Origin of the sequence: Psychrobacter sp. AOP30-A2-5, assembly GCF_052378115.1 — a bacterium.
In the GTDB taxonomy this organism is placed as follows: domain Bacteria; phylum Pseudomonadota; class Gammaproteobacteria; order Pseudomonadales; family Moraxellaceae; genus Psychrobacter.
Genome location: NZ_JBQSXK010000002.1, coordinates 183,008 through 209,854 on the forward strand (window position 1 = coordinate 183,008; position 26,847 = coordinate 209,854).

At 42.1% G+C, this 26,847-nt stretch carries 31 protein-coding genes and 1 tRNA gene; 15 read left to right on the forward strand and 17 right to left on the reverse strand.

Annotation, left to right across the window (positions count from 1 at the left end):
• Positions 1 to 73 precede the first annotated feature (73 nt).
• The 4 genes from ACT3S4_RS03120 to ACT3S4_RS03135 all read right to left on the reverse strand — a co-directional run bounded on the left by ACT3S4_RS03120 (position 74) and on the right by ACT3S4_RS03135 (position 3,745).
• Positions 74 to 808: a LysE family translocator gene (locus ACT3S4_RS03120; RefSeq protein WP_198329490.1), complete on the reverse strand. Its 735-nt coding sequence runs from the start codon at positions 806 to 808 to the stop codon at positions 74 to 76.
• Positions 809 to 953: 145 nt separating this feature from the next.
• Positions 954 to 2,174 carry an acetylornithine deacetylase gene (gene argE, locus ACT3S4_RS03125; protein ID WP_201560633.1) on the reverse strand — a complete coding sequence of 407 codons (1,221 nt, stop codon included), beginning with the start codon at positions 2,172 to 2,174 and terminating at the stop codon, positions 954 to 956.
• Between the two features lie 135 nt (positions 2,175 to 2,309).
• Positions 2,310 to 2,792 carry a nucleoside deaminase gene (locus tag ACT3S4_RS03130; RefSeq protein WP_201560678.1) on the reverse strand — a complete coding sequence of 161 codons (483 nt, stop codon included), beginning with the start codon at positions 2,790 to 2,792 and terminating at the stop codon, positions 2,310 to 2,312.
• 299 nt (positions 2,793 to 3,091) lie between these two features.
• Positions 3,092 to 3,745, reverse strand: coding sequence for a UPF0149 family protein (locus tag ACT3S4_RS03135; RefSeq protein WP_201560632.1), 654 nt, complete (start codon positions 3,743 to 3,745; stop codon positions 3,092 to 3,094).
• Positions 3,746 to 3,977: 232 nt separating this feature from the next.
• On the opposite strand from ACT3S4_RS03135, the gene ACT3S4_RS03140 reads away from it, so the two are divergent.
• Entirely contained in the window at positions 3,978 to 4,418 is a 441-nt protein-coding gene (locus tag ACT3S4_RS03140; RefSeq protein ID WP_055124734.1) for a hypothetical protein, read from the forward strand.
• 116 nt (positions 4,419 to 4,534) lie between these two features.
• Entirely contained in the window at positions 4,535 to 4,966 is a 432-nt protein-coding gene (locus tag ACT3S4_RS03145) for a cell division protein ZapA (RefSeq protein WP_201560631.1), read from the forward strand.
• Between the two features lie 82 nt (positions 4,967 to 5,048).
• On the opposite strand, the gene ACT3S4_RS03150 is transcribed toward ACT3S4_RS03145, so the two are convergent.
• The 4 genes from ACT3S4_RS03150 to ACT3S4_RS03165 all read right to left on the reverse strand — a co-directional run bounded on the left by ACT3S4_RS03150 (position 5,049) and on the right by ACT3S4_RS03165 (position 9,407).
• Positions 5,049 to 5,345, reverse strand: a complete 297-nt coding sequence (locus tag ACT3S4_RS03150; protein WP_227676006.1) for a hypothetical protein — start codon at positions 5,343 to 5,345, stop codon at positions 5,049 to 5,051.
• 251 nt (positions 5,346 to 5,596) lie between these two features.
• Positions 5,597 to 7,714, reverse strand: a complete 2,118-nt coding sequence (glyS, locus tag ACT3S4_RS03155; protein WP_444760430.1) for a glycine--tRNA ligase subunit beta — start codon at positions 7,712 to 7,714, stop codon at positions 5,597 to 5,599.
• 9 nt (positions 7,715 to 7,723) lie between these two features.
• Complete coding sequence (gene glyQ / locus ACT3S4_RS03160; RefSeq protein ID WP_201615386.1) at positions 7,724 to 8,701, reverse strand: glycine--tRNA ligase subunit alpha; 978 nt, start codon at positions 8,699 to 8,701, stop codon at positions 7,724 to 7,726.
• 493 nt (positions 8,702 to 9,194) lie between these two features.
• Positions 9,195 to 9,407, reverse strand: a complete 213-nt coding sequence (locus ACT3S4_RS03165) for a PspC domain-containing protein (protein ID WP_198332146.1) — start codon at positions 9,405 to 9,407, stop codon at positions 9,195 to 9,197.
• A gap of 522 nt (positions 9,408 to 9,929) precedes the next feature.
• Between ACT3S4_RS03165 and nadR the strand changes: the two genes are divergently transcribed.
• From nadR to ACT3S4_RS03190, 5 genes are all read left to right on the forward strand, one after another.
• Positions 9,930 to 10,970, forward strand: coding sequence for a multifunctional transcriptional regulator/nicotinamide-nucleotide adenylyltransferase/ribosylnicotinamide kinase NadR (gene nadR, locus ACT3S4_RS03170; RefSeq protein ID WP_444760431.1), 1,041 nt, complete (start codon positions 9,930 to 9,932; stop codon positions 10,968 to 10,970).
• 113 nt (positions 10,971 to 11,083) lie between these two features.
• The gene (gene pnuC, locus ACT3S4_RS03175) at positions 11,084 to 11,815 is read left to right on the forward strand and encodes a nicotinamide riboside transporter PnuC (protein WP_444760432.1); all 732 of its coding nucleotides are present in this window, start codon (positions 11,084 to 11,086) and stop codon (positions 11,813 to 11,815) included.
• Between the two features lie 195 nt (positions 11,816 to 12,010).
• Complete coding sequence (locus ACT3S4_RS03180) at positions 12,011 to 12,463, forward strand: Mpo1 family 2-hydroxy fatty acid dioxygenase (RefSeq protein WP_198329499.1); 453 nt, start codon at positions 12,011 to 12,013, stop codon at positions 12,461 to 12,463.
• A 373-nt stretch (positions 12,464 to 12,836) separates the two neighbouring features.
• Complete coding sequence (locus ACT3S4_RS03185) at positions 12,837 to 13,013, forward strand: hypothetical protein (RefSeq protein WP_444760433.1); 177 nt, start codon at positions 12,837 to 12,839, stop codon at positions 13,011 to 13,013.
• Between the two features lie 38 nt (positions 13,014 to 13,051).
• Positions 13,052 to 13,420 carry a hypothetical protein gene (locus tag ACT3S4_RS03190; RefSeq protein ID WP_444760471.1) on the forward strand — a complete coding sequence of 123 codons (369 nt, stop codon included), beginning with the start codon at positions 13,052 to 13,054 and terminating at the stop codon, positions 13,418 to 13,420.
• On the opposite strand, the gene ACT3S4_RS03195 is transcribed toward ACT3S4_RS03190, so the two are convergent.
• The 4 genes from ACT3S4_RS03195 to ACT3S4_RS03210 form a co-directional block, all read right to left on the reverse strand.
• Complete coding sequence (locus tag ACT3S4_RS03195) at positions 13,358 to 13,774, reverse strand: roadblock/LC7 domain-containing protein (protein ID WP_444760434.1); 417 nt, start codon at positions 13,772 to 13,774, stop codon at positions 13,358 to 13,360. The two genes, ACT3S4_RS03190 and ACT3S4_RS03195, sit on opposite strands and share 63 nt — an antisense overlap.
• Positions 13,775 to 13,782: 8 nt before the next feature.
• Complete coding sequence (locus ACT3S4_RS03200; RefSeq protein WP_444760435.1) at positions 13,783 to 14,316, reverse strand: GTP-binding protein; 534 nt, start codon at positions 14,314 to 14,316, stop codon at positions 13,783 to 13,785.
• A 4-nt stretch (positions 14,317 to 14,320) separates the two neighbouring features.
• A complete protein-coding gene (locus tag ACT3S4_RS03205; protein ID WP_444760436.1) occupies positions 14,321 to 15,049 on the reverse strand; it encodes a BLUF domain-containing protein in 729 nt (242 codons plus the stop codon).
• Between the two features lie 187 nt (positions 15,050 to 15,236).
• Positions 15,237 to 15,596, reverse strand: coding sequence for a roadblock/LC7 domain-containing protein (locus tag ACT3S4_RS03210; protein ID WP_444760437.1), 360 nt, complete (start codon positions 15,594 to 15,596; stop codon positions 15,237 to 15,239).
• Positions 15,597 to 16,026: 430 nt separating this feature from the next.
• Between ACT3S4_RS03210 and ACT3S4_RS03215 the strand changes: the two genes are divergently transcribed.
• Entirely contained in the window at positions 16,027 to 17,265 is a 1,239-nt protein-coding gene (locus ACT3S4_RS03215) for an amidohydrolase family protein (protein ID WP_444760438.1), read from the forward strand.
• Positions 17,266 to 17,467: 202 nt separating this feature from the next.
• Here the strand turns inward: ACT3S4_RS03215 and ACT3S4_RS03220 are convergent, their stop codons facing one another.
• Together ACT3S4_RS03220 and ACT3S4_RS03225 are read right to left on the reverse strand one after the other, a co-directional pair.
• Positions 17,468 to 18,259, reverse strand: coding sequence for a glucose 1-dehydrogenase (locus ACT3S4_RS03220; protein WP_193007180.1), 792 nt, complete (start codon positions 18,257 to 18,259; stop codon positions 17,468 to 17,470).
• A 288-nt stretch (positions 18,260 to 18,547) separates the two neighbouring features.
• A tRNA-Gly gene (locus ACT3S4_RS03225) sits at positions 18,548 to 18,622 on the reverse strand.
• A 638-nt stretch (positions 18,623 to 19,260) separates the two neighbouring features.
• Between ACT3S4_RS03225 and ACT3S4_RS03230 the strand changes: the two genes are divergently transcribed.
• The 4 genes from ACT3S4_RS03230 (at position 19,261) to ACT3S4_RS03245 (ending at position 21,736) form a co-directional block, all read left to right on the forward strand.
• Positions 19,261 to 20,073, forward strand: coding sequence for a M48 family metallopeptidase (locus tag ACT3S4_RS03230; protein ID WP_444760439.1), 813 nt, complete (start codon positions 19,261 to 19,263; stop codon positions 20,071 to 20,073).
• Between the two features lie 338 nt (positions 20,074 to 20,411).
• Complete coding sequence (locus ACT3S4_RS03235; protein WP_198332132.1) at positions 20,412 to 20,735, forward strand: BolA family protein; 324 nt, start codon at positions 20,412 to 20,414, stop codon at positions 20,733 to 20,735.
• A 92-nt stretch (positions 20,736 to 20,827) separates the two neighbouring features.
• The gene (locus ACT3S4_RS03240; RefSeq protein WP_444760440.1) at positions 20,828 to 21,187 is read left to right on the forward strand and encodes a SirB2 family protein; all 360 of its coding nucleotides are present in this window, start codon (positions 20,828 to 20,830) and stop codon (positions 21,185 to 21,187) included.
• A 147-nt stretch (positions 21,188 to 21,334) separates the two neighbouring features.
• Positions 21,335 to 21,736: a hypothetical protein gene (locus ACT3S4_RS03245; protein ID WP_045444098.1), complete on the forward strand. Its 402-nt coding sequence runs from the start codon at positions 21,335 to 21,337 to the stop codon at positions 21,734 to 21,736.
• Between the two features lie 149 nt (positions 21,737 to 21,885).
• Here ACT3S4_RS03245 and trxC read toward each other — a convergent pair whose 3' ends face one another.
• The 3 genes from trxC to ACT3S4_RS03260 form a co-directional block, all read right to left on the reverse strand.
• Positions 21,886 to 22,323 (reverse strand): thioredoxin TrxC, encoded by a 438-nt coding sequence (gene trxC, locus ACT3S4_RS03250; protein ID WP_443518119.1) that lies wholly within the window; start codon positions 22,321 to 22,323, stop codon positions 21,886 to 21,888.
• 90 nt (positions 22,324 to 22,413) lie between these two features.
• On the reverse strand, positions 22,414 to 22,596 hold the full coding sequence (locus ACT3S4_RS03255; protein ID WP_193013351.1) for a YgaP family membrane protein: 183 nt from the start codon (positions 22,594 to 22,596) through the stop codon (positions 22,414 to 22,416).
• Positions 22,597 to 22,762: 166 nt separating this feature from the next.
• Positions 22,763 to 23,635: an MBL fold metallo-hydrolase gene (locus ACT3S4_RS03260; protein WP_444760441.1), complete on the reverse strand. Its 873-nt coding sequence runs from the start codon at positions 23,633 to 23,635 to the stop codon at positions 22,763 to 22,765.
• Positions 23,636 to 23,914: 279 nt separating this feature from the next.
• Here ACT3S4_RS03260 and ACT3S4_RS03265 point away from each other — a divergent pair, with 279 nt between their 5' ends.
• The 3 genes from ACT3S4_RS03265 to ACT3S4_RS03275 all read left to right on the forward strand — a co-directional run bounded on the left by ACT3S4_RS03265 (position 23,915) and on the right by ACT3S4_RS03275 (position 26,774).
• Entirely contained in the window at positions 23,915 to 24,283 is a 369-nt protein-coding gene (locus tag ACT3S4_RS03265; RefSeq protein WP_319020723.1) for an ArsR/SmtB family transcription factor, read from the forward strand.
• A gap of 237 nt (positions 24,284 to 24,520) precedes the next feature.
• Positions 24,521 to 26,230, forward strand: a complete 1,710-nt coding sequence (locus tag ACT3S4_RS03270) for a SulP family inorganic anion transporter (RefSeq protein WP_444760442.1) — start codon at positions 24,521 to 24,523, stop codon at positions 26,228 to 26,230.
• Between the two features lie 217 nt (positions 26,231 to 26,447).
• Positions 26,448 to 26,774, forward strand: a complete 327-nt coding sequence (locus tag ACT3S4_RS03275) for a beta-lactamase hydrolase domain-containing protein (RefSeq protein ID WP_060491797.1) — start codon at positions 26,448 to 26,450, stop codon at positions 26,772 to 26,774.
• Positions 26,775 to 26,847 lie beyond the last annotated feature (73 nt).

A 26,847-nucleotide genomic window follows, 5' to 3' on the forward strand; every position in this document is an offset into this window, starting at 1 on the left:
ATATTTCATTAATCATGTTATTTAAAAAGTGTTACTTTGAGAGTGTTATTTTAAATATAGAACTAAAAAACCTTTAAACCATAAAGCTATTTATGACTTCAGCCAATAAAGCGGCTGCAATGATGATAAATATGACGCCGCAACCACGATTGAGCCACGCTAAACGATTGCCAACATCGAGCCAACTTGCCAGCTTTGTACCACCCAAGGTATAAACGATTTGCCAAATTGTTTCACTTAAGAACAACCCTATCGTTAATAAAAAATATTGCGGCCATAACGGCGCACTAAAATTGATAAATTTGGGGAAGAAAGCGGCAAAAAATAAGATGGCTTTGGGGTTGGATAGCGATACCCATACACCTGTACGAAACAAGGTCACATTGCTTGGCAAGATTCTCACCGCTTCGCTTGAGAGCGAACGTGGCTGCGGTGTACCAGCTGTATCTTCACTGTCAGAAATAGAATATTCAGCCGCGACTTCTTCGCTCATTTCACGAGCATCACTCATCAAGCTGCCATCGCCTACATCGCGCCAAGAGCTAATACCCAGATAGATTAAATAAGCCGCACCCACTGCTTTAATGATTGTCAACAACCAAGGCGACTGGCGACTAATCACATCGAGTCCAAGTAGGGTCGAAAGCAGTAATATAAATAGCCCAAGGCTCAGTCCTGCCAGCGTCCACAATGTGCGCTTTACGCCATAGTTCATGCCATACTGAAACGCGAGCAGCATATTGGGACCTGGGGTCGCTGAAATAAAAAACGTACTTGCAAAGAATACTGCAAACAGATGCCAAGACATCGACCAACCCCTACTTTGTTATTTATAAAAATTTATCGTAATAATGCCAAACTGCTAAAAAATAAACACCGCGATAACGACGGTGTATTTTATGCTAACTCGTCACTTGCTGATAACAGAAAGGAACACTTGCTGATTCAATCCATCAATTGATCGTACAGCTGTCTAATAACTTCTGTAAAAAACTATCACAGCGCTCAATTTCACTCAGCTCGACATATTCATCGGCTTTATGTGCTTGCTCAATACTACCGGGACCGCAGATAATCGTTGGGATACCAGCATTGGTAAATTGCCCGCCCTCAGTTGCATAAGCCACTTTATGACGCTCGTTATCTCCAGTCAGTGCGGCTATTAACGATTGCAATTCAGCACTGTCGTTATCAGTCATTGCCGGTACGCTTTCTTCTTGCATCAGCTCAATGCCAGTATCGGCAGCACGTGCCTGCATCTGGGCATTTAATTCTGCCACTTTCGCTTGAATCGGTGCAAGAATATCCTCTTGCGTCATATGCGGCAGATTACGATAGTCAAAGGTAAACTCGCACAGATTGGGGACAATATTGGTTGCCGTCCCACCTCGAATCGTGCCTACAGACAATGTCGAATAAGGCACATCGAACAGTGCATCATTATCACTGCGATGACTAATCTCTTCTGCTAACTCATCGACATAACCAATCAAACGACTGGCATAGCTGATAGCATTGACACCTTGGGTGGTCAATGACGAATGCGCAGACTTACCATGGACGCGGCAACGATAAACGGCAATGCCTTTATGTGCCACAACCATCGTCATATTGGTTGGCTCACCGACGATACAATAATCAGGGGTGATACCACGCGCTTTCAAATCTGCCAGTATCAATGGCGCACCCAAACAGCCCACTTCTTCATCGAATGATAATGCCAAATGCAGTGGACGACGTAACTGACCGCTATTTGATAATTGCACAGCGCGTGGTAATAACGTCAATGCACAAGCGATAAAGCCTTTCATATCACATGCACCGCGTCCATATAGCTTATCGCCACGTATCGTCGCAGTGAATGGATCTGACGTCCAATCTTGACCATCAACTGGTACTACGTCAGTATGACCAGACAGCACCAGACCGTGATTGACTTCGTCAGCGTTTACCCCTGCTGGCACAGTGACGAACAAATTGGCTTTGTTTTTGGCTTCATTAAAAGTCAAATCTATTATCAAACCTAATTGTTCACAGTATGCTTGCACATCTTCAATCAAGGCTAAATTTGAATGGCGACTGACCGTATCAAAAGCAATCAAGCGTGTGAGCCAATCGATACTATGCGCAGGGTAAGACGTATTTTTGAGCTGATTATTATTGTTCGAAGTCATGAAATATCCTTATCACGATATAATACCGATTTTAGAAATACGGTTGGCGATGTTAAATTTTCCAAGCCTACTAGATGTAGTACTCGCACTCGTTTTTCGCTACTGTAATTTCTGGAATGGTAAAAATAGAAAGCGTTAGCGTCTTTGAAATGCGCGCTGTTGCAGCGCCTTTACTTCTGCATCTAATCCAGCAATCGGACCTTGTACTGATACATTTGGTGCTACTTCTTGAATACTTAATGAATTGATCGGTGATGAGGATTTTACGCCCATCTCCTGCATCCATTCATCCAACTGTTTTGATGAGCTGACATAAACGATACGACCAAGCCCTGCCCACGCATGCGCAGCCGAACACATGGCACAATGCTCGCCCGAGGTATAAACCACAGCGTTAGCGCGCGCCTCCGCTGTCATATTTGCTGCTGCCCATTTGGCAACGGCAATCTCGGGATGATAAGTAGCATCGACCGTATTGGCTCGATTGCGATCTTCATGCAGCACATGACCATCGCCGTCGACCAATACGCTACCAAATGGCTCATCGCCCGCCTCTAAAGCTTCAGTAGCCAGCTCTACGCAGCGGCGCAAATACATCATATCATTGTCGTTGATCATCATAATCTCCCTTCTATTATCTAAGCGCCATTAATGACTCTTAAAATCTCTCATATCTTTTTAGAAAATACTCGGGCGTGTCCTCATTTTGAAAATGGTGATAAAAATGAGATAAATGATAGCCAAATCAGAAAAATAGCGCAGATAATATCGGGACATTAACCAGCTGTTTAACGTAGTTTTGCAAGATTTAACTATTTTTATCCCATTTAGTGGCTTTCTCTTAGATTGAGGACACGCCCTAGCATGGATAATAAGTTGGCTTTTATAACAGATTGCTTCTTACGATAGCGTCTTTATTATGAAGGACGGTTTTGATTCATCGCATCGACGACTGGCGGCATTGGCTTTGGTAACTTGCCTTCTGCTTGTAGCTCTTTGGTGGTTTTTGCATCGATAGCCAGTCCGGCAATTAGGGCAATATCTTTAACAGGTTTACGCGTGCGGGTGGCAAAGCTCACTGGCACCATGCGCGCAAACTCATAAATATGCAGATAAGACTCTTCGCCACCTTCAAATTTTTCATCATCTTCTAAGCGAATACCACCGATTTTAGCCAAATCAGACAGCATCTCATTTTCGTCACCACTGAGACCACAGTCGGTAATCCCAAAACCCGTCATAAAACCATTTGCCCACTGTTTCAATGCCATCACGCGCTCGTACAAATCATGTTCATCATCTGGTACTAATGGCGTGTAAGAATAAGCATCGTCTTTGTCTTTAAGCTGAAAAACAGTGTCTTCCGCTTCTTCTGTTAACAGTGTCAATGCCTCATCAGGTAACGGCGCAAAACTGAGCTCCTCAAATACCTTAGCCCATACTTGCTCATCAGGCGCATTACAGGCAGTCATAAGCCCTGTCATCAAGCCATGCACCTCGCTGATAGACACGTCAGTCCAGTCATCAAAAGCAGTCAGCCATGTATTCCAGCCAGATATATTGTCATTCATAATAGAGGTCCTAGTGATTGATTATTGCTTAAAAAATAAAAACAGACGGATAAAATAGGTGTGAGACATCGCTTGATATTATCAATCAAACCATGGCTAATAAAAATAAACAAACAACGTCTAATATAGGTAATTACTTTGTTGATATAGATATTATGCGGTCACCTATGGCATTATTAAACGCAGAGAACAAAATTCATTCACGCTTACTTGTTAAGGATAAAAACTGACTATGTATGATCAACTTAGAATATTAGAAAAAATGATACTCGACATAAAAAAACAGTATCAGCTTGTCAGTGCTGAACTTAGCAGCCTCAAACAGCATCCTGTTAGCGACCCTCAAGAGCTTGCAGCATTAACGACCAAGCTCAACACTAGTCATAGCGAACGCGACGGTGCCAAAAAACAATTGAACGATCTCGACAAGCGCTACCAAAGCTTGGCTGAAGCGCATCATATGATAGGCGAAGAGCAAGATAAATTGCAAAAACAGGTCAGCCAATTGCAACAACAAAATAGCCAGTTACAGCAACAAAATAATGAATTAAAGCAGCAATATAGCGATATTAAACAGCAAAACAGTGAGCTGCAGAAAAAGAATCAATTGGCAGCGGAGCGTACACAAGTTGTATTAAAACGCTTAACCCACATTGATCAAGTAGAAGGCTGATCAGTGATGGCAATGAGCGATGACCGATAATCACTACTTGCTAATGAAACCGACAAAATCAAAACGGTAATATCTTATATTACTCATTTTACTGACCAAACATTGTAGGATTTATCATGACCGATGACCACAAAAACTCTGTAGAAAAACAGCCGCAAAATGGCCAACAGCAAAATATTTCTTCTAAACCACAACCAGTCGCTGCAACTGGTTCAAGTACGTCGAGTGCTACTGTGAAAACCACTATCCCTGAACCACAAATCAAGAAGGTCGATATTGCAATTGCGGGTGTCACTTATCCTATATATTGCCCAGTACACGAACAAGAAGAGCTGCTCTCAGCTGTCTCGTATATCAATAACCATGCGCTAGATCTCAAACGAGATGCGCCAAGCCTCAGTCAAGAAAGCATCTTGGTACTGTGCTGCTTGAATTTGTATGAAAAAATACACACCAATCAAAGAAGCGATGAAGATCGACTACAGCAAGACAAACAATCTGAAGCGCTATTAAATAAAATTATGAAAGACGCACAGTCTGTTTTATAAGCGCATATTACGCGACGAAACAATAAGCGCTTCGCTCTGATGAGCCAAGCGCTTTTTTATGCCTAAGTCATAATATAATTATTTATACATTAGAGTTATAAACTTTACCTGCATGAAAGTCTGCTTGATGCTCATAATTGCAAAAAAACAATGCTTGGTTTTCGCCAATAGCACTCTCACTATTTGCAGCCAAGTTGGGCTTGGTTTCAAGGACGCCGCGGTATTCAGCTAAGCTGTTGCCACAAAAATTGCACTGACGCGGTGTGATCACATCCCCTTTTTTTGGCATCATGCTTTTGGGCGCACGCGGGTACATAAATTTATAAAACCCCCACATTACTATCCAAATAACGATGATGATAATGATAACAGCAAACACGGCAGTGCTCCTTTAAATATGAGTAAGCGCTATGAATGATAAAAGCCGTTTGGCGGATTATTCAATACGTCTGAACAGTATAACTTAACCATCAATACTGACGATAGTGCTATGCTTTAGCGAGTTAATTGTCCATCCATTTATCATGGTAATTTATCAATAAATGCCATGATACGTTGTAAAAAACTGGCCATAGCGGACCAGTTTTTGTATTAAACAGAAAATAAAGTGAGCGATCTATATTAGTGAAACTATAGCTGCAACTCACTGATATCAGCGACGGTTAAAAACAATGCACGTACTTGCTTAAGCAGCGCTAAGCGGTTGTTTTTAAGGGCGGCGTCTTCACTGTTGACCATCACATTATCAAAGAATTGCGTCAACGGCTCATCTAAGCTGGCAAGCGTTTGCAACACTTGTGTGTAATCCGCTTGTTCTAGCATCGGTTTAACCGCCGTCTGCGCTTGCAGCACACTTGCGTATAAACCTTGCTCGGCAGGCTCAGATAATAACGCTTCATCGACATTATCAGCAACACTCACTTCTGATTTGGCTAATATATTGGCGACACGCTTGTTTGAATCAGCAAGCATCGAGGCTTGTGACAATTCGCTAAAGGCTTGTACCGCGCGAATACGCTGATCAAAATCAAGTGGCATATGCGGGTTAATCGCTTGCACTGCTTGGATAGTATCAACGCTAACGCCCTGCTCGGTATACATCGCCCGATAGCGCGAGTTTAAGAATGCCATGACCTGAGTGAAGGTATCGCTAATACTCAAATCCATAGTCTTTTCATCATTGATAAGCTTTATCGCATTCTGTTTGCCATAGTTTTTAATAGTTTCTTCGACAAGTGCAACCAGATTAATTGGCAATTGCTTTTCGATCAAAATACGCAAGATACCGATGGCTGAACGACGTAAACTGAACGGATCTTTTGACCCTGTCGGCGCTTGGTCAATGGCAAAAATACCGACCAGCGTATCTAAACGGTCGGCTAATGCTAAGCAAATGCCAATTGGCGTCTGTGGTAATACGTCACCGCTGAACTTGGGCAAATATTGCTCTTCTAAACTTGCCGCGACTGCTTCTGGCTCATTATTCAGACGCGCATAATAAGTGCCTGCGATGCCTTGTAATTCAGGATATTCACCGACCAATGAGCTTGCCAAATCAGCTTTTGACAAAATACCCGCACGCACCGTTTCATCGATATCAATCTGCTGACCCTGCTGTTGCATCAAGGCGGCAATAAAGGCGGCAAGCTTGGCAATACGCTCAGATTTTTCCCAAATCGTACCCAGCTTGTCTTGGAAGACACGAGTTTTGAGGCTTTCTGTCAACGCAAATAATGGCTGTTTTTGATCTTGTAAGAAGAAAAACTCGGCATCGGCCAAACGTGGACGTACGACTTTCTCATTACCTTCGATAATTTGATTGGGATCTTTTGACTCAATGTTGGTAATAAAAATAAAGTAAGGCTGCAACTTGCCTGCTTTATCAGTTAAGCAAAAATACTTTTGATCCGCTTGCATGGTCGAGATAAGCGCTTCTTGCGGCACTTGTAAAAAACGCGGCTCAAAGCTTGCTCGCAGTGCAATCGGGAAATCAACCAATGCGGTGACTTCATCCAACAAATCTTGCGGCACGATAGCATCAGCATTGACTTCATCTGCTAGCGCTTTGACTTGGTTTTTGATCAGCATTTGACGCTTATCAAAATCAGCCACGACTTTTAAACTACCTAGTAATTCTTCGTAGTCATTGGCGTGCGCAATCTCATGATAATTAGGACTATGGAAGCGATGACCACGAGTTTGCGCGCCTGTCTGATGGCCTTGGATAGTAGCGTCAATGACAGTACTATCTTGCATCAATACTGCCCATTGTACTGGACGCACGAACTCATTGCGGCTGACACCTGAACGCATACGCTTAGCAATCGGTAGATTGTCTAGTGCAGTCTGAAAAATGGTAGCTAACAGTTCAGTAGTTGCTTGACCATGAATGACTTGCTCATAACCGACATAATCACCTTTGTCGGTGTTAATCGTTATCAACTCGCTGGCCTCAATACCTAAGCCTTTAGCAAAACCCATTGCTGCACGTGTTGGATTACCTTCCGCATCAAACGCGGCTTTAATCGCAGGGCCGCGTTTTTGCTCACTGCGATCCGGCTGCTTATCGCTAATGCCCTGAATCTGAAGCGCCAAACGACGCGGTGCGGCAACGGCTTTAATACTATCGAAGCCAATTTCAGCTTCATTTAATTGTTCAGTGACACTCGCTTGTAGCGCATCACGTAGCGGTTTTAGACTTTTTGGAGGTAGCTCTTCACACCCCAGTTCAAATAAAATGGTACTCATGGGATGCTCCTATTTATTGTTATTAGTAGATTGATTGTTATCAATAGCTGTATTCTCAGCGGCTTCTTCTTTTGGCAAATACTTATCGAGCGCCGCTTGACGATGTGCCTCATCCGCTAATGGAAAGCCTAACTTAGCGCGTGCTTCAACGTAACCAATGGCAACCTTACGGGCAAGCGTACGTACTCGTAGGATAAAACGCTGACGTTCGGTCACTGAAATCGCACCACGAGCATCAAGTAAGTTAAAGGCATGTGAGGCTTTTAGTACCATCTCATAGGCAGGTAATGGCAAACCTTCGGCAACCAATTTATCTGCTTGCTGCTCATAAAAATCAAACATCTGACCCATCATTGGCACATCAGCGTGCTCAAAGTTATAAGTCGACTGCTCAACTTCGTTTTGATGGAAGACATCGCCATAAGTAACACGGCCAAACTCACCATCTGCCCAGACCAAATCATAAACGCTATCGACGCCTTGTACATACATCGCCAAGCGCTCAAGACCGTAGGTAATCTCGCCGGTCACTGGGAAGCACTCAAGACCGCCTACTTGCTGGAAGTACGTAAATTGCGTCACTTCCATACCGTTGAGCCAAATCTCCCAGCCTAGTCCCCACGCACCCAGCGTTGGCGACTCCCAGTTATCTTCAACAAAACGCACATCGTGCACCAATGGATCAATACCAATGGCTCTTAGCGAGTCCAAATACAGCTCTTGGATATTGGGTGGATTTGGCTTTAGCACCACTTGAAACTGATAGTAATGCTGCAAGCGGTTGGGGTTGTCACCGTAGCGACCATCGGTTGGACGACGCGATGGCTGCACATAGGCAGCATTCCAACGCTCAGGACCTAACGAGCGTAAAAATGTCGCGGTGTGAAAAGTACCCGCGCCGACTTCCATATCATAAGGCTGCAAGATAACGCAGCCCTTATCTGCCCAATAATTCTGTAGGGTTAGGATTAAATCCTGAAACGTCATCGGTTGAGGGTCTGTATTTTCTATCATCGGAGTTGTCGCTTGGGATGTCATAGTTTGGGTTTTCATAGTAAAGCCACTGTGGAATGGATATTTATAAATAAAGTTTTGATAGCACTCGTACAGCCTATTCGGCAACGACTCTATTTGCCTGCTCACCTTACTAAAAATTGACTATTTTATCTATATTTACATCAATTAAATTTATGCTGCAGACCTAAATGAGTCGTTATAAGGCTCATTTATAATCAAACTGCTGCAATATAGGAGACACAAAAGTAGCAGATAAAAAAATACCCAAATGCGCGAGCATCTGGGCAGGAGGAAAAGTATGTCTTTGGTATCCTGATGAGTCAGGCTTTTTGTTTTTTAGTTGAACTGCTGTTCTTTTCTTTTGATACTAATCTAATCTAATCTAATCTAATCTAATCTAATCTAAGTGAATTTTGATAGCATTACTATTCAAAATGGTACTGCTTTAAAATATGAAACAATCTTATTGATAGGATGCACTGGTTGCTTTTGGCATGATTATCCATAAGACTATATAAATTAAGATGCCTGGTACTGCTGCACTTAAAGATGAGATAATCACAAATAGTACTCTCACCCAAGTCGGAGACCAACCAACGTATTCAGCGATGCCGCCCATCACACCTGCTATCATGCGATTGTTCTGTGAGCGATGTAGTTTTGCCAGTTTAGCCAAACCAAATACCTCCCTATCGTTTCTATTATTATTTAAGCTTCTATTCTTTGCGCTTATTGTTCTATTTTTTATGCCCATTTTCTAACAGAAGTCATGAAGTTGCTTAACCTTCTTAACTTATGAATCAGTATATCAACTATTAAATATTTATCTGTTGAAGGTATAGTTGTACTTTGTGAGTTTATGCTACCTAAGCTTGCCCCAACCTGTCATAAAGCCTCGTAAACTGCTGATTTTAAATAATTATTTCAAAATGTTTCACGACTGGCTTTGTTACCCTCTTATTACAACTCTTGTTACAAATTCAATATTTAGCCATTATCAGCACATAGATATTGTTATAGATGTAACATTAAAAATGATGCGATATTTAAGACAATCTTATAAAAAAACACCTATTTACAATAACCTACCTGTAAATCTACTTAAACCTTTATACCATGCTGATAAACAAACTCTATTTTAGAAATCTACCTATAAATACTTAGTGCGATGAAGCATGACTAAAAATTAAGGAAAGCTATGTACGAGTCAGGATTGATGATTGGACATTTTGAGCCACTACATTTAGGTCAAATGCGCAGTATATTGGCTGCGGCAGGACAAGCGAAAACCTTGCATATTATCATTATGGCGCATCCAGCACCGCATCCAGATTTTGACATTACTTTGCAAGACAAAGCACGTTGGCTACAGATGGCGTGTGCTGATTTGCCATTTATCCGGATTCATACCACTCATGAGATTGAGCTGCCGCTACATGATAGCTTCGTTGATGTGACAATCGACATTCCAGCTAGCAATGCCAAACTACAACGTTTGACGACAGCGCTCGACTTACCAGCAGATACAGTCTTGTTTGTCGCAGAAAACCATCCATTGGCGCAGAGTGATATCTATGAGCGATTATCGATGCCAGTCATCACGACCCCGCTACAGCCTGAGTTTGATTCTTATGCCATCGCTCGTAATCCAGTCGCACATTGGTCAGCTATTCACCCGCAAGCGCGCGGCGACTATACCAAAACGGTGGCGATTGTTGGCGGTGAAAGCTCAGGTAAGACCACATTGGTGCATAAACTGGCCAATTATTATGGCGCCAGCTTTGCTTTAGAGATGGGACGCTTATATGTCGGTACAGATTTGGGCGGTAGTGAAATCGGTCTACAATACAATGACTATGGTCCGATTGCCCTTCAGCATGCTCAAGCTATAAGAGATGCGGCGGCTAATGCGACCGCTCCTGTCACCATCGTTGATACCGATTTTGTGACCACTCAAGCATTTTGTCAAGAATATGAAGGTCGCAGCCATCCTTTTGTGGCGGCTTGTATCGATGAGTTTCGCTTAGATCATACCATTATGCTGGATAACAATACGCCGTGGATTGATGATGGCATGCGCTCATTGGGCACGCCTGAGGCGCGTGGACGATTTGAGCGACGTCTTGTCGATATTTTTGCTCGTCATGATATCAAACCACACATGGTTGATCAGCCAGATTACGATGCGCGCTATCAGCAAGCGCTGCTGCTTATCGATCAGTATGTTTATGGTAGATAGACGACATAGTAAAAATAGCGATGGCAAGAATAGCGATAATACAAAAATAATAGGATACTAAAAAATAAAATAAGAACTCATTGTAGTTTCAATACTTTAAGGAAAAAGGCTTTATGCGTATTCAGCTATTAGATAACATTACTGGAAAATGGGCGATGCAATGGATTGTCACTTGGTTCATTTGCGGGGTGATAGCATTATCCGCAGGTTTTTGGCTCACGACAAAACACACCACACTTGATATGTTTTATTTGGGCGTGTCTTTCGTTGGTTTGGTCTGTGTGGTTTCGCTATCATTTCGCAAAAACGTCATGGGCAACGGGTTGGGAATGGCAGCGACTGCGGGAGAAGTCGTCGTGCAGGCGACGTCTGGTGCAGTCGGTTTGATGCTCGCGCCGCTCTTTAACTTTTTCACCCATGTCTACGGTATTTTTTATTGGTCAAAACATACCGATCCTGATGGCGACATGATACCAAAGGCGGCGAGCAAAGCGGTTTGGTTGATTACCGCCGCCTTTATTATTATTGGTCTCGCACTTTTTCCCACGGTAAATGATTTACTCGCCAGCTATGGCTATGCAGTGGTTGAAGATGATAATAGTAAATTCCTAGGATTTATTTCCTTCTTTTGGATCAACGTCATTGCCTTTGTTCTATCCATTACAGCACAAGCCGCGATGATTTTGCGCTATTCATTTAACTGGTGGTTATGGATTATCGTTAACTTTGTCTGGCTCGTCGTCAATCTAATGTCGGGCAATTACATTTTTGCCATTCAAACCATGATATATCAAATAAACGCTTTTATTGGTTTGTATGAATGGCAGCGCAGTGAACAAGGTTAACGGTTATCTTGTATGGTCATAAGTGCTGATATCTTAAAAGAATAAAACCGAAGAGCTCGCAGATATTGGCAAACATGTTGATAACGTTATAGGTTTTGACTGTGCCGTCTATCAGATAATGTGGTGGACTGGCTCAATTAGTGCTACAACTGATAGGAGAGATTTTTCAATTCATCTACTAACATGGAGGTTAGTATGTCTCGTACTCAGCAAAAACGCCTATCTAAACGCACACTTGAGCAATGGCTTAGTGAATATTCTGTCAGTCATCAAAACCTAGTCAATAAAAAAATCCATTGGCTATGCGTTCCTACTATATTTGTCAGCCTGTTAGGCATGGGCATGTCACTATCAGTTTGGTTTACCTTGGTACTTAGCGCGTTGGTATTGTTATTTTATATGCGTCTATCCACGCCGTTATTCTTGGCGATGGGAATGTTTATTCTTATTTGTTTGTCAGTAATGGCATTATTACCATGGGGCTTTAAGGTTTGGGCGGCTGTTTTTGTGGTTGCTTGGATTGGACAGTTCATTGGTCATAAAATTGAAGGCAAAAAACCCTCGTTTTTTGAAGACTTACAATTCTTATTAATTGGTCCAGCATGGGTAGCTAATAGCTTGATGGGTCGAAAAAAAAGCCAAGCCTAACTATTTATCCTTGATAGTATATTTAAGCTTAGTATCTTTAAGCTCGGTATCGTTAGAATTAGTACCTAAAAAACCACTATCTAAAACTGATATTTTGACTCAAAAGAGCACCGCTCAACAATCCGTTAAGTGGTGCTTTGTATATTACGCTATCAAAGAACAGGTTATAAAAAATAAGCTATCAAAAAAATTTATTGACTGTAATTAACTCCTCTAAATTTCAGAACAATAACACTGTAAATATAGCGTCAAATAACCACAGCAGAACCTTTTACTTCAAAATCGAACCATTCATTTTAGAATAGAGCCAACAGCATAAATTCAGCCTATTCGCCCGATAGTTAATACGCGACAAGCCTCTAGCCTCTACGCAATGTACTGTAGAAATTCTTCATTACGCGCCATCACCGATAGATACAGCACTGGCTGTCCCGTCCTAAACGCTGAGTTGGATTTTTCTGATCGACACATTAACTTGATCGAAGAAGGGTATGAGCTCGCCGTTCGCATTAAGAGCTGCAAGATTCCAGCGACCGAGCAAAACGGCTAGCGCTGACTCGTTATGCGCTCTGTGCCAGTCCCGATTATCTGAGCAGGATGGGATTACTTGAGACGCTAGCAGATTTGGAGAATCATGAATTTTTACAAGATGGTTTTGGCACAACAAGCAACCTAGAGCTGACCGATGAAGAAGGCAGAAAGCATAAGCACAGGATTCATGCCAAAATTAACGCCACTAATGCTGAGTTTTTAGTAGATATGGCCGTCAAAGGTCAATGCATTACCTTTATACAAGGTCGATATTTGATCACGCGAATAACATCACATGTCTATCATAGTCGAATTATCGCTTATAGCCCTACCGAATCCAGCAATCTTAGTTACTTATGCGCCTTACTCAGTGATAGCAGAAATGACACCAATCAGTTTTTTGGTCTTATATCTTGCTTCTGCTAGTGCCATCTTATTCTGCGCTACCACGGTCAATACACAAGGCTTACCGATATAGTCAGTTTTGACAAATAGCATATTTCCAGCAGTGGCTTCGACAATAGTGATATCGCACTTGCCCTGCTTCATTTGACTCGCGGATGAATCGCTCAGCGCTGATAGCGTGCTACTCATCGCCGCAAACTTGTCCGTTTGATTGCTCAATTCACTGATTGAAAAGCAACTAATGGGAAAGCCATCTGTGGTGCATAAGCTAACCAATATGAATTCTCTATTGGCATCACACAATGCTTTCATGTGGCTTAATAACGCTATTTTTGCTGGTGATTTTTCGTCTAATTTTTCTTTTAACATAGTCATATCTGGCATTAGTCTTGATTATTAAGGGTATTAAATAATGACAACAGAGACACGGCGGACCCTCTGTTTCTAGGATCTGTATGGAGCACAGGTGCCACCACGTTATGCTGCATCAACATCACTCTTATTTCTTGTCCCAGTGCTGAAAGGCTATCTTTGTCAGCATCTTCGCAATGAGTGATACCAATGATACACGTGGTCTGATTTTTTTCTGGCGCAAAAAAGTGTAACAGCTTATCTAAATTGGCATAATCGGGTGTCTCGCCATATCTAATCAAAATGAGCAATCCCCATAGCGACTGATTGACAAACTCCCATAAAAAAGAAAACCGCTCTTGACCTGGCACACCGTAAATACCTAGCGCCATATCGTCAGACAGAGTGATGCGCCCATAATCGATGCCGACCGTCGTGTACTCTTTACCGATATCGATACTAGATTTTGCTTCTGTTTCGATGGGGCTTATCTCGCTTAGGGTTTTGACCAACCGAGTTTTTCCAGCACCTACTTCACCAATGATTGCTAGCTTCTGATAATTCAATTTTTTACCTCATTCCTAAGAATTTTTTGATCGCACCATAAAATTTATTAGGTTTTTTCTCATTTACGGTTTGCTCATGTATCGGTGCTGCCTCTGTGACGCTCAATAAACCTAAACGATCAAACTCTCTGATAATCTGTGTGACTTGATGATGGCTGCCAAAATCACCACTATCCGCTAGTGCATTAAACGAATAAGGCTTTTTAGTCAATTTGATACACAGGTTCATCATCATCTGCGGCTGGCTTTCATTGTTGAGATCAGGCCATGCCAGCAATCTTAAATCCTTACCTTCATAATACTTTTCAGGCACCGTATCAGATTTTTTTATATCAATAAACGGTTGAATACGTCTTTGTTGATACTCATTAAAGCTGTTTAACACAGCGCTATTGTTCTCAATGAACGCATTAAAAAAGTTGCCTTGATCCACAAAATCAAACACGCTCACAGCCCAATTATTAAAGCTGCGTTTGATCACGCGCACATCCAAAAATACCCAAAGATCTTCGTGTCTAGGATCAGAAGCTATCTTACTCATTAACTTGTCTACTTCAAGATAAGGGCCTTCTAGCACTTGCAGATACTGACCTTCACGGTAAGAGATGATACCCGTAATTTGCGATTTTGGATTGTGCTTACGAGAAACGCTAACGATGTCTGATAACCCAGTAGGCATTCGAATAGTGCGATCACTGATAGGCACTCTACTGACGTATGCAATACACTTCATTTTGCCACCACTTGATAAAACGGCTCACGCTCGTTAAGTTATTCCTACTGTCTATAAAATAATAATTCGCTATGTACAGTACGTACATAGCGAATTTAACTTTGTTGCCACTCTTGTCTTATTTAAGGCACGATAAGCAACAAGGAGAGTTTGATAAATCACTCATTTTTTGAACACGACCACCGAATTATATCTCTAGTTTATTTTCTACGGCTTGTACCTTACGGCGGGCTAATGCAAGATTGGCTTTTGATTTATCAAGCACCAAATAAATAAACAAGTCTTCATGCTTGGCTGTAGGACGAATGATATGCAGTTGAGACTCCAAGGTGATTAACATATCTTCGATTTCACCTTTGATATCTAATGATCTCATCGTTGCTACTTTCGCCTTTACCACTTGCGAGTTACCTGCTGCTGCAAGTTCTAAGTCAACGCCGCCGCCAGCCATACCAAGTACCATGCCTGACATATAGTCGACGATACAGCCACCCATTGCACCATCAAGATTCATTAATTCTTGTAACGACTCATCGATATTTGACATACTTTTTCCCATTTATCTGATTGTATTTAAATAAAGTCATTCCATCACAGAAATGCCTTCGTAGTTTCAAGGTATGAAGCTAAATTTAGCTTATTATTTACTCTTTTTATTATTAGTATATCTTAACATACACCCAAAACTTATAAGATAATTATAACAATAAAACATTAATAACTAAGTATGTTTTTTGGTAAAAACGATATAGTCTATTTATAAACAAAGTCTACATACCGTAGCGGTGGTCATTATATTCCATATATTAGACTCGATGACGCTTGCCCCTAACCACTCATGAACAAAAAACGACCGTTGGGTAGGAAAAAATAAAAACATCGAATAGTCATGCGAATTTAAAGTTTAAAACCCCACTCTTGACACTAAAATGCCATTGATCGTTGAGTCATTCCAAGCAAACAACTAAGGAAAAACGATGCCCGATTTACTTATAAAAAATGCCCAATTACCCAATCATAAAAACTTGGTCAATATCAGTATAAACGGCGCTTATATTGAGAGCATTGACGACATTTCGGAAAAACCTGAACATGATGATGCGCCAAAAGCAATTTACGATGCTAAAGGTTACTTTGTCTGTGCAGGATTCTATGAGAGCCACATTCACCTTGATAAAGCCTGCATCCTTGATCGCTGTACTATAGAGCAAGGTGATTTAAACGAGGCTGTTGAAGAAACAGGTAAGGCTAAAAAGGATTTTACGGAAGTAGATGTGTTTAATCGTGCTTCACGAGTGATTGAGATGGCGATTAAAAAAGGCACCGTTGGTCTGCGCACCTTTGTTGAAACAGATTCAAAAACAGAGATGCGCTCCTTTAATGCCATCAAAAGAGCCCGCGATACCTATGCATTTGCCATCGATATAGAGATTTGCACCTTTGCGCAATCAGGATTGACCAATGACCTGCATACTTATGAGCTACTAAAACTGGCATTGTCGCAAGGCGCTGATTTGGTTGGCGGATGTCCATACAAAGACGAGAATCCTCACAAGCATATTGAAATGGTGTTTGATTTGGCTGAGCAGTTTGACGTCGATGTTGATTTTCATTTAGATTTTGATCTGGATCCACAAGGCTCGAGCATTCCAAAATTGGTTGAAGAAACCATCAAGCGCCATTATCAAGGTCGCGTGTCTATTGGTCATGTGACTAAATTATCGGCGATGGACAAAGACAAGCGTATAGAAATGGCTGCGTTACTGAAATTCGCTGACATTACCTTGACGGTGTTACCAGCCACCGACATATTTTTGAATGGGCGTGATTATGATGCGCTCATTCCTAGAGGCATGGTCAACGCCAATGAGCTATTAGCAATGGGCATCAATACGACTATTTCTAGCAATAATATTTTAAATGCTTTCACGCCTTACGGTGATGCTTCACTGATTAGAATGGCAAATATGTATGCCAATATCACTCAATTAGCAAAAGATGAGCAGATAGCGGAGGTATTCGATATGATTAGCAAAAATGCAGCGAAGCTTTTGTCACGGCAAACGGAGATTAAAGTAGGAGCACCGGCTACCTTAGTCATATTAGAAGCGAAAGACGCGGTAGAAGCGATTAGAATCAATTCACAAGCCATAGCAGGCTTTAAAAATGGCAAGCAAACCTTTTGCAATGAGGTTGCTCATATTTGCTTTGAATAACTTGAATATCATTACTTGAGCACATTCGGTCAACTGAAAGATACAGCCTATCAATGCGCCAGCATCTTTATCATAAAACATAGGTCTAAAACGATAAAAGCGTCACCCAACTATACATTGGATGACGCTTTTCATAACGGCTTTTTTACTATTTACTATAGCTTTAACATCATGGTTTAAATACCTTCAGATGCAGATAAACTTAGTCTAAGGTTTGCACACCGCCGCCATTCACAAATATGGTTTGACCACTGACCCACTCAGATAGTGGTGCGGCAAAGTACAGCATAGCACCAGCGATATCATCAGCTTCACCCAAACGTTGAATCGGCGTATGCTCTAGCATTTTCTTTTCGATTTCTGGTGTTAGTACAGTTTTTAATGCATCAGTACGCGTGGCACCAGGGCCAACCGCATTGACGCGTACCTCAGGGCCAAAATCATGTGCTAAGTTCGCCACCATATGATTGACAGCCGCTTTTGATCCCGCATAACCACTCATGTTCGGACTTTTATTGATACTCGACATCGAAGTGGTAAATACAATCGAACCATAACCCGACGCTTTCATATGTGGCACGCATAATTGAGACAAGCGCCAGCCACTAAAAACATTCAACTCAAAGTCACGGCGAATATCATCGACCGATGCGGTGGCTGGGTTTTCACGACCACCGCCGCCGCCACCAGCATTATTGATTAAAATATTGACAGTGCCAAATTCAGCGACTACCTTGTCTACCATAGCGACCAAATCCTCATCTTTCAAGATATTACATTCGACTGCCAAGCCTTTGACACCATACACTTCGATATCCTTGACCGCAGCCTTTGCATCTTCTAGTTTTAAATCAGCGATAGCGATATTTGCCCCAGCTTGTGCTAGACGTAACGCCGTTGCTTTACCAATACCATTTGCACCACCCGTCACAATTGCGGTTTTTCCTGACAGATCAAACAATTCATTAAATGCTCTATGTTTGAATTCTTGCATAATTATTCCTTATTATCATCATGTTTATAGATGGATTATTTGTTGTTATATTCGTTTAAACGATCTATATAATTATGCATGATTGAACTGAGCCTAATGTGTCAAATTGACCACCTTTTGTAACTTAGTTTTGACGCTACAACTTTTAGTAATCTATGTCGTGAATTCCGTCGATAGTAACTTAGAATGTCATCGAAATATTCTCAAGAAACAATGACAACCCTTAAAATTAGGACAAAAAAAAGCCTCACGATAAAGTGAGGCTTTGATGCTTTTTCAAGCCATATTTGGAGCGGGAAAAGAGATTCGAACTCTCGACCCCAACCTTGGCAAGGTTATGCTCTACCACTGAGCTATTCCCGCTGATTATCGAATCATAGTGTTGTTAACAACAACTCCGTCTCGATAGGCTGGCTATTCTATCAAATATTCTGAGCCTGTCAACCACTTTTTTAAAATTTATTTCCAATATTATGGCTTTAATTCGCTATTTATTGATGCAATCATCATAAATAATTGATTTATCAATAATTATTTATTTAAAATAATATGATTTGTTTTCCACAATAATGATAGAAAATTAAGGCTCTACCCTTCTATATGATATCACATTGCTTATGAGTCAATTTTTTGACTGATATTTATGCCACCTATCAAGTTTGCAACAGTGAGTAGCGAAAAATAGATTTGTTGGTGTCAGCGTCCATCTCACTTACAATCCTACGTTGTATTGTTACTTTTCCTGCATTGGTTTTGCCTTGGTAACATTATTATACTTATGCCTAATGACAGTTCGGGTAAAATTTTACTGTTGAGGTCGCGTAGCAAGCACAGGTAGAACATCAATAAAAAATTGCCTTACTTGCTACTTTAACTCTTTATTCCACAAAAAATTTAATACGAGTCATTTGAACGATAATCACTTTAACGACAACCGCTTTATTATTAACAGCCACTTTGTTCTATTTTACTTTTTATCATTTACAGCGAGGATGTTTATTATGAGAAAATTACTGACCACCACCGTGATGGCCGCTTCATTGTCGGCACTAACTCTGACAGGTTGTACCAGCACCACCAGCACCGGTGCCGTTGGCGTTGACCGTCAGCAGCTCTTACTGGTTTCTAGTGAGCAAGTTTTGCAGTTGTCTGCACAGAGTTATGCCAAAACATTGCAAGAAGCAAAAGCGCGCGGCGTGCTAGATACTAATACAGCTCAGCTTAATCGCTTAAAAAATATCGCTAATCGTTTGGTCGGTCAGGTCGGCGTCTACCGTCCAGATGCCGTGAAATGGCAATGGGAAGTGCATACGATCAAATCTAATGAGTTGAATGCCTTTGTGGTGCCAGGCGGTAAAATCATGTTTTACTCGGGTATCATTGACCGCCTGAACCTCACTGATGACGAGATTGCTGCCATTATGGGTCACGAGATGTCACATGCGCTGCGTGAGCACTCACGTGAACGTCTCTCACGCCAATATGCCACGCAAACTGGTATCGGCGTGGCCGCTAGCATCTTTGGACTGTCACAAGGTCAGGCTGAGCTAGCAAACGTCGCTGGTGACTTGGGACTGAGCCGTCCACACAGTCGCACACAAGAAGCTGAAGCCGATCAGATTGGTCTAGAGCTAATGGCACGTGCAGGCTATAACCCGCAAGCAGCAGTTACTTTATGGCAGAAAATGCAAAGCGCAAGCCAAGGTGAGCCACCACAGTTCTTAAGCACTCACCCGACCAGCAGTAATCGTATTGCTCAACTGCAATCATTGATGCCTAAAGTCATGCCGCTTTATCAAAAAGCGCGTCGCTAATGAGGTGGTCCGATTTCATGCTTTGAGTAAGTGGTAATAGCTTAATATTCATCGCTTAGAAAAGCAGAGTACATGTTATAAACTGTACTCTGCTTTTTTTGCTGTTAGCTAATAAGTGATCGCACTTGCCATTAAAGAGAATATCTTTCATTGCTATATTTTTTTAGAAACAGGGTTGCTGAAAAGTTTAATCGCTTACAGACACACGCAACTTAATAGCAGGCTTTACCACTAATAGCGTCTGTTATAATGGGCATGATATGCAATTCACAAATTGCTAAGTATGATACCGCCAAATACTATAAGTACTATTAAGCAAAATATATGGAAGGACTGTTATGAGTAAAACACCGACTGCTGATGCACTCAATGCCGAATTACAATCGTTGCAGCCGCAACATCTAGAATTGACGAATGAATCGATGGATCATGCCGGTTATTTTGACGGTAAAGAAAGTCACTTTAAGCTTACGATTGTCAGTGATGCTTTTGAAGGCAAACGATTGGTCGCACGCCACCAGCTTGTATATGGACTGGCAAACTCGTTATTGACCTCACAAGGCGGTCAAATCCATGCCTTAGCAATTCATGCTTATACCCCCATAGAATGGCAAGGTCAAAGCCCTGAGAGCCCATTATGTGCTGGACAAAATAAGGGCTAGTAGCTGGCTGTTGCGTAAACAGCCTTTTCCATACCATAATTACATGCAATCAATAAGCAGTCAAAATGCTACTTTAAGGGAAACGATATCCAATGAAACATTTACACATGCTCATGGCTGTATTGCTCATTGTGCTGTTTTTATACCAGAGCTATCTGGTTTTGAGCACCAATAAACTAGCACCTCGCGCAGTTAAAATAGCGACCCATATCATCTATGCCCTTATTATTGTGTCAGGGGCAGTCATGCTAATGCAATTAATGAGTGCCAATGCACCGATACAATGGGTATTTGCAAAAGTAATCTTACTCGTTGCAGCTATCAGTGCCAGTATCAAAGCGTTTAATAATAACGCCACATCTAGCCAAGGAAAGACCGGTATTCTTATTGCTGGAGCGGCATATGTGGGCATTGTGGTACTTGCCTTTGCTAAACCCGGCAACTTATTTTAATAAACATATAACATTTTGATTGCACAAATACTTATATTACTAGCATTGAAAATATTTAATAATTGCTATATTTTCAATATCTTAATCCCATTATTTTTGCTATCTTACATAAATACAATCGCCTTAACCTAGCCTAATGGAGCCACTATGAAAACTCTTACTGCAGCGACACTACTGGCGACAGCTGGCATTTTTGGTCTCTCAGGCTGTGCCTCGACGGGTAATGTCACGCCACAATATGTGCCGCCAAGCACGTATCAAAGTTACGATTGCCAAGCCCTTAGTCAAGAATATACCCGCGTCAATCGCTATGTCGACGCGGCGCGCAACGAGCAATCAACTTTATCCGCCTCAGGTGTCGGGGTTGGGGTTTCTGCAGGGCGTTGGGGCATCTCCCCTAATATTAGCTTTGGCGTGGGCAAAAGCAACAATACCAAGGCGCGCGATGCAAAATTATCACGGCTCTATGGCGAGCGTGATGCCATCATCCAATCCGCCCGCATCCAGCGTTGTAGCTTTGCCAATGGCGTTAAGATTTATGGCGAGTAAGGCTCGATAGGTTATGTTTAACAAGTCATGTTTGATGAATGACGTTTAACCGCTTAATTCTCTGATCACTTTAGATAGTATTTGTGATGAAAAAAGCCAGTATGTGATAAGCATACTGGCTTTTTTGTCTAATTATAACGAGTTAAAACTCAAGAATTTAAGCTTTGCACCCACTGAACAATTTGATCGCTAGGTAACGCACCAGATTGTCGCGCCACCTCTCTACCATTTTTAAAAGCCACCATGGTTGGCAAACTGCGAATATTATAAGGTGCCGCCGCTTGCTCATATTTATCGGTTTGTATTTTGGCAAAGACTACTTGTGGCAGTTGCGCCGCTGCGGCTTTAAACTGCGGTGCCATCATTAGACACGGCTGACACCAACTTGCCCAAAAATCAACGATGGTCAATACTTCATTTTTTTGAATGACTTTACCAACCGTTTGGGCATTTAGTTCATGCGGCGTTCCAGTTAATAATGGCTGACCACATTTGCCACAATTTGGCGCAGCACTAAGTTTGGCTGCTGGTATGCGATTGGTTGCCTGACAATGTGGGCAGACCAGATGAGAGTTTTGCTCGCTCATTATAAGACTCCTATACAAGTAGCATGGGTATTGGTCAATCAAAATGTCCATGCTTGATGATGTATTTATGACAAAAAATCTAGCGACTGTTTAACGCTTGCAGGTATTCATCCCAAGCATTTTATACAGAGGACAAAAGCGGAAAAGTCCTGTGAGTAAAGGAACTAAGCCAATCACGCCCCACCAGCTTTGAAAATACAAACCCAAACCGATAATCACAACACCCGCGCTAATACGTAATAAACGCTCAGTACTGCCGATATTAATTTCCATGGTTCAATCCTTAAGAGTGAAGGCTTAGTGGTAAAGGAGTAATATAGCCATGTATTTACAGTACAGACTAGCATTATGATGGCTTGTACTCGTATTGTGCTTACGTAACGTTAGGCATGTTTATAATATTTGCTTATTCTGATGTCTGCTTATCCTGATATCTGTCTTATTGTCCAAGTACATTAATCGGTACTTTGAGATAACGGGTACCATTGTCTTCTGGCTCTGGGAAATGACCTGCATCGATGTTTACTTGTACCGATGGAATAATTAGACGCGGCATGTCAAGAGTGGCATCGCGGCGCTCACGCATTTGCACAAACTCTGCTTCATTGATGCCATCTTTCACATGGATGTTGCCCAGTTTTTGTGCAGCGACAGTCGTGGTTGGGCAGTGTTTGCGACCCTTGCTTGGATAATCATGACACAGATACATCATCGTATCTTCAGGCAGCGCAAGGAGCTTCTTGATTGAGTGATACAGCGTCTTGGCATCCCCACCTGGAAAGTCACAGCGAGCCGTGCCGACATCAGGAGCAAATAAAGTATCACCAACAAAGACCACGGTCTTTTCATCATCAGTGGCAATATAGGCCATATCGGCTGGCGTATGACCTGGCACATACATGACCGTAAGAGTAATATTCCCAAGCGCCAAAGTGTCGCCATCATCCGTTAGAATATCGAACTGGCTGGCATCGGTGCGAAAGCTGGTATCAAAGTTGAATATTTGCTTAAATATTTTTTGCACTTCGGTGATATGTTGACCGATTACCAACTGCCCACCGAGTTTGTCTTTGACGTGTATCGCGGCGGATATATGGTCGGCATGCGCATGAGTCTCTATGATGTAAACCAGCTCCCACCCATGCTCGCGGACGAACCCAATCACCTCATCGACGCTAGTAGTACTAGTGCGCCCTGACTTAGCATCAAAATCCAATACGGGATCGATGATGGCACAGACTTGTTGTTGGACGTCCGCGAGTACGTGAGTATAAGTTTCTGTGTCGCTATGTAAGAATGAATGAACTTGCATGGCTACCTCTTTGCTTTTAGATGAATATTTTATTTTTTGATAAATTGTTCAGTATAATATGTGCTGGCTTATGCTTATCGTATTTACAGCCATATATTTATCAACGATGCATACCAATATAGCAACGATTTAACATTTTATCAATTTATATAATGTAAATAATGATAACTTGCTATCACTAGCAATATCATTGATAATTAACTATCTCTTAGCTATAAATCTTAAATTTTTTATTATGTCTTATATAAGGAGCTTGCTCTGACTACTTCTACTTCAGCATTGAGCACCTCGACTACCAGCATTGATGATGCGTCATCTAGCGTAGCAGACTTTGCACCTAAAGACCTTGCTGAGCAAATGCAGCAAGCGTCCATGCAAGCCAGCCAACTATTAAAGTCGCTTTCACATCCGGATCGCTTATTACTCTTATGTCAGTTGACTCAAGGAGAGTATTGCGTCAGCGAGCTTGAAAGCTTAGTCGGTGTTGGTCAGCCAAGCCTGTCACAGCAGCTCGGTATCCTACGCAAAGATGCGCTGGTGACGACCCGCCGCGAAGGCAAGCAAATCTATTATAGTATTGCCAGTGACGATGCCTTGGCGGTGTTACATTTATTGTATGAACGCTTTTGTGCCAAAACTGACAGCTAGCTTATTGGCTTGAGTTTTGAGCATCACTTGTCAACCTAATTTTTCAGCATTACCTTGTGAATTTAGCGCTTAGCTGTAATTAAATTTTCTTCTATTAAATTTTTTCTACTATAGTCGGTTCACTATAGTTTAGATACAAGGAAGGCAAGCGAAAGTACTACAAATAGTAGACTAAGCGAGCCTGACACCGTATCTGATTTATATAGCATTGACTATATATTGTGATGACATATTGCTATGCCTTCTATCGCCGCTCGTCTGATTCCTGCTTGGTTGCGTCAATACCAGCTGTCTGCCTTGCCAACTGACGTTGTTGCTGGGTTGGTGGTTGGGGTGCTCGTCATTCCACAAAGCTTAGGTTATGCGGTATTGGCAGGATTGCCACCCGTCTATGGACTCTACGCGGCCATCGTTCCCGTGTTGGTCTATGCATGGATAGGCTCGAGTAATGTGCAAGCAGTAGGGCCTGTCGCTATTACTGCGATTATGACAGCCAGCAGCCTGCATCCTTATGCTACAGAGGGCTCTCAGCAGTATATATTGATGGCAAGTTTGCTGTCATTGATGGTTGGTACGATGTTATGGCTAGCAGGGCGGCTCAAGCTTGGCTGGATTATGCAGTTTATCAGTCGCGGCGTTTCAGCAGGCTTTATCAGTGGTGCAGCCGTATTGATTTTTGTCAGTCAGCTTAAATATCTGACTGCGATTCCTATTGCGGGAAATAACTTAATCGGTTATCTATCAAGCATGCAAATGTATGCACGCCAGCTACATCCACTAACCTTAGTTATTGGCGTCATTGCCTTTGCACTGTTGGTGGCCAATCGCTACGGTAGCAAATGGCTATGGAAATCCTGGTTATCAGTGTCTTATGCCAAATGGGCTGAGCGACTATTTCCGCTTATTTTGCTCGGTATTGCGATTGTTTTGAGCATCAGCTTACACTGGACCACGAACGGCGTGGCCACGATTGGTAGTATTCCACAAGGCTTACCAACCTTTACCCTGCCCTATGTACCAGACTTCGGTGAAGCGCTTAATTTATTGCCTAGCGCAGGTTTGATGGCATTGATTATCTTTGTCTCTAGCAGCTCCGTCGCCAGCAACTATGCACGCCTGCGCGGTGAGACTTTTAACGCCAATAGTGAGCTGACTGGACTGGGGCTTGCTAATATGGCGGGCGGTTTCTTTCAAAGCTTTACCGTCGCTGGCGGCTTTTCGCGCACCGCTATCAATGCCGACTCAGGGGCCAAAACACCAGTTGCAAGTTTAGTAACTGTGCTGGTCATGATTGCTGCTTTAATCGCTTTTGGCAATGTACTCGCACCACTGCCCTACGCTTTATTGGGTGCAACCATCATGGCATCGATCATCGGTCTCATTGATATAGCAACCTTGAAATCGGCATGGCAACGCGACCGCCTAGATGCGGCCAGCTTTTTGGCGGCATTCATCGGCGTATTGATATTTGGATTAAATACTGGCTTGGTGATTGGTTTGATGGTGTCGTTTGCTAGCCTCATTTGGCAATCGAGTAAACCGCACGTCGCCGTTGTTGGTCAGCTAGCTGGCACAGGGCATTTTCGCAATATAAACCGTCACGATGTGGTGACCTTTAGCAATTTATTGATGCTGCGTATCGATGAGAGCTTATTTTTTGGCAATAGTGAATCTGTCCATCGCAGGGTCATACAAGCCACTCAGCAATATCCAGAAGCGCATGAGATTATTCTTATTATGTCAGCGGTCAATCACATTGACTTGACCGGACAAGAGATGCTTATCAGTCTTAATCAAGAGCTGTTGAACCAAAATAAACATTTAAACTTTAGCTTTATTAAAGGGCCAGTAATGGACATCATCGAGCATACTCCGGTCATTACCACCCTCTCAGGTCAAGTTTATTTAAGCACGATGGATGCGGTAAATGCGCTAAAAGATATCTAATCGGTCTGTGAGACATATGTTGCTCAATCAAGCATAATTATTATTATGCTGTGACAAAATATAGATATGATAAAAGCTGTGTTATGCTAAATTGGTATAAGCCCTTAAAAAATACAGCCTTTAGAAGAGATACCTAAAGTACAGCCTTTATAAAATGGCGCTTAGCTACAATACGATACCTCCAAACGTCTTTTAATATACGCGACCGAAGCTACTTATGACCGATAATTTAACTATTTATAAGCAAATTTATCCAAGCCAATGCACCAAGATTGCTGAGCTTGGCTACCGCTCCGTGCTCAATATTCGTCCTGATGCCGAGACAGAAACGCAGCCCAATAGCGGCGACTTTACCAGTGCCACGGCAAAAGCCAACCTTACTTATCATCATTTACCGTTTGATGATGAGCGCTTGAGCATGGCGACTGTCGAGCAGTTTGCGGCGTTTTATCGCTCGATGCCTAAACCAATATTGATGTTTTGCGGGACAGGTGCACGTGCTAAATTGTTGTATCAAAGCGCATTGATGCAAGGTTTGTTATAACCGTTACTATAAAAAATCGATAACGCTTACATACGGTCTCTTTAGAAAGTTGCCTATTAAGATTAGTCTAAGA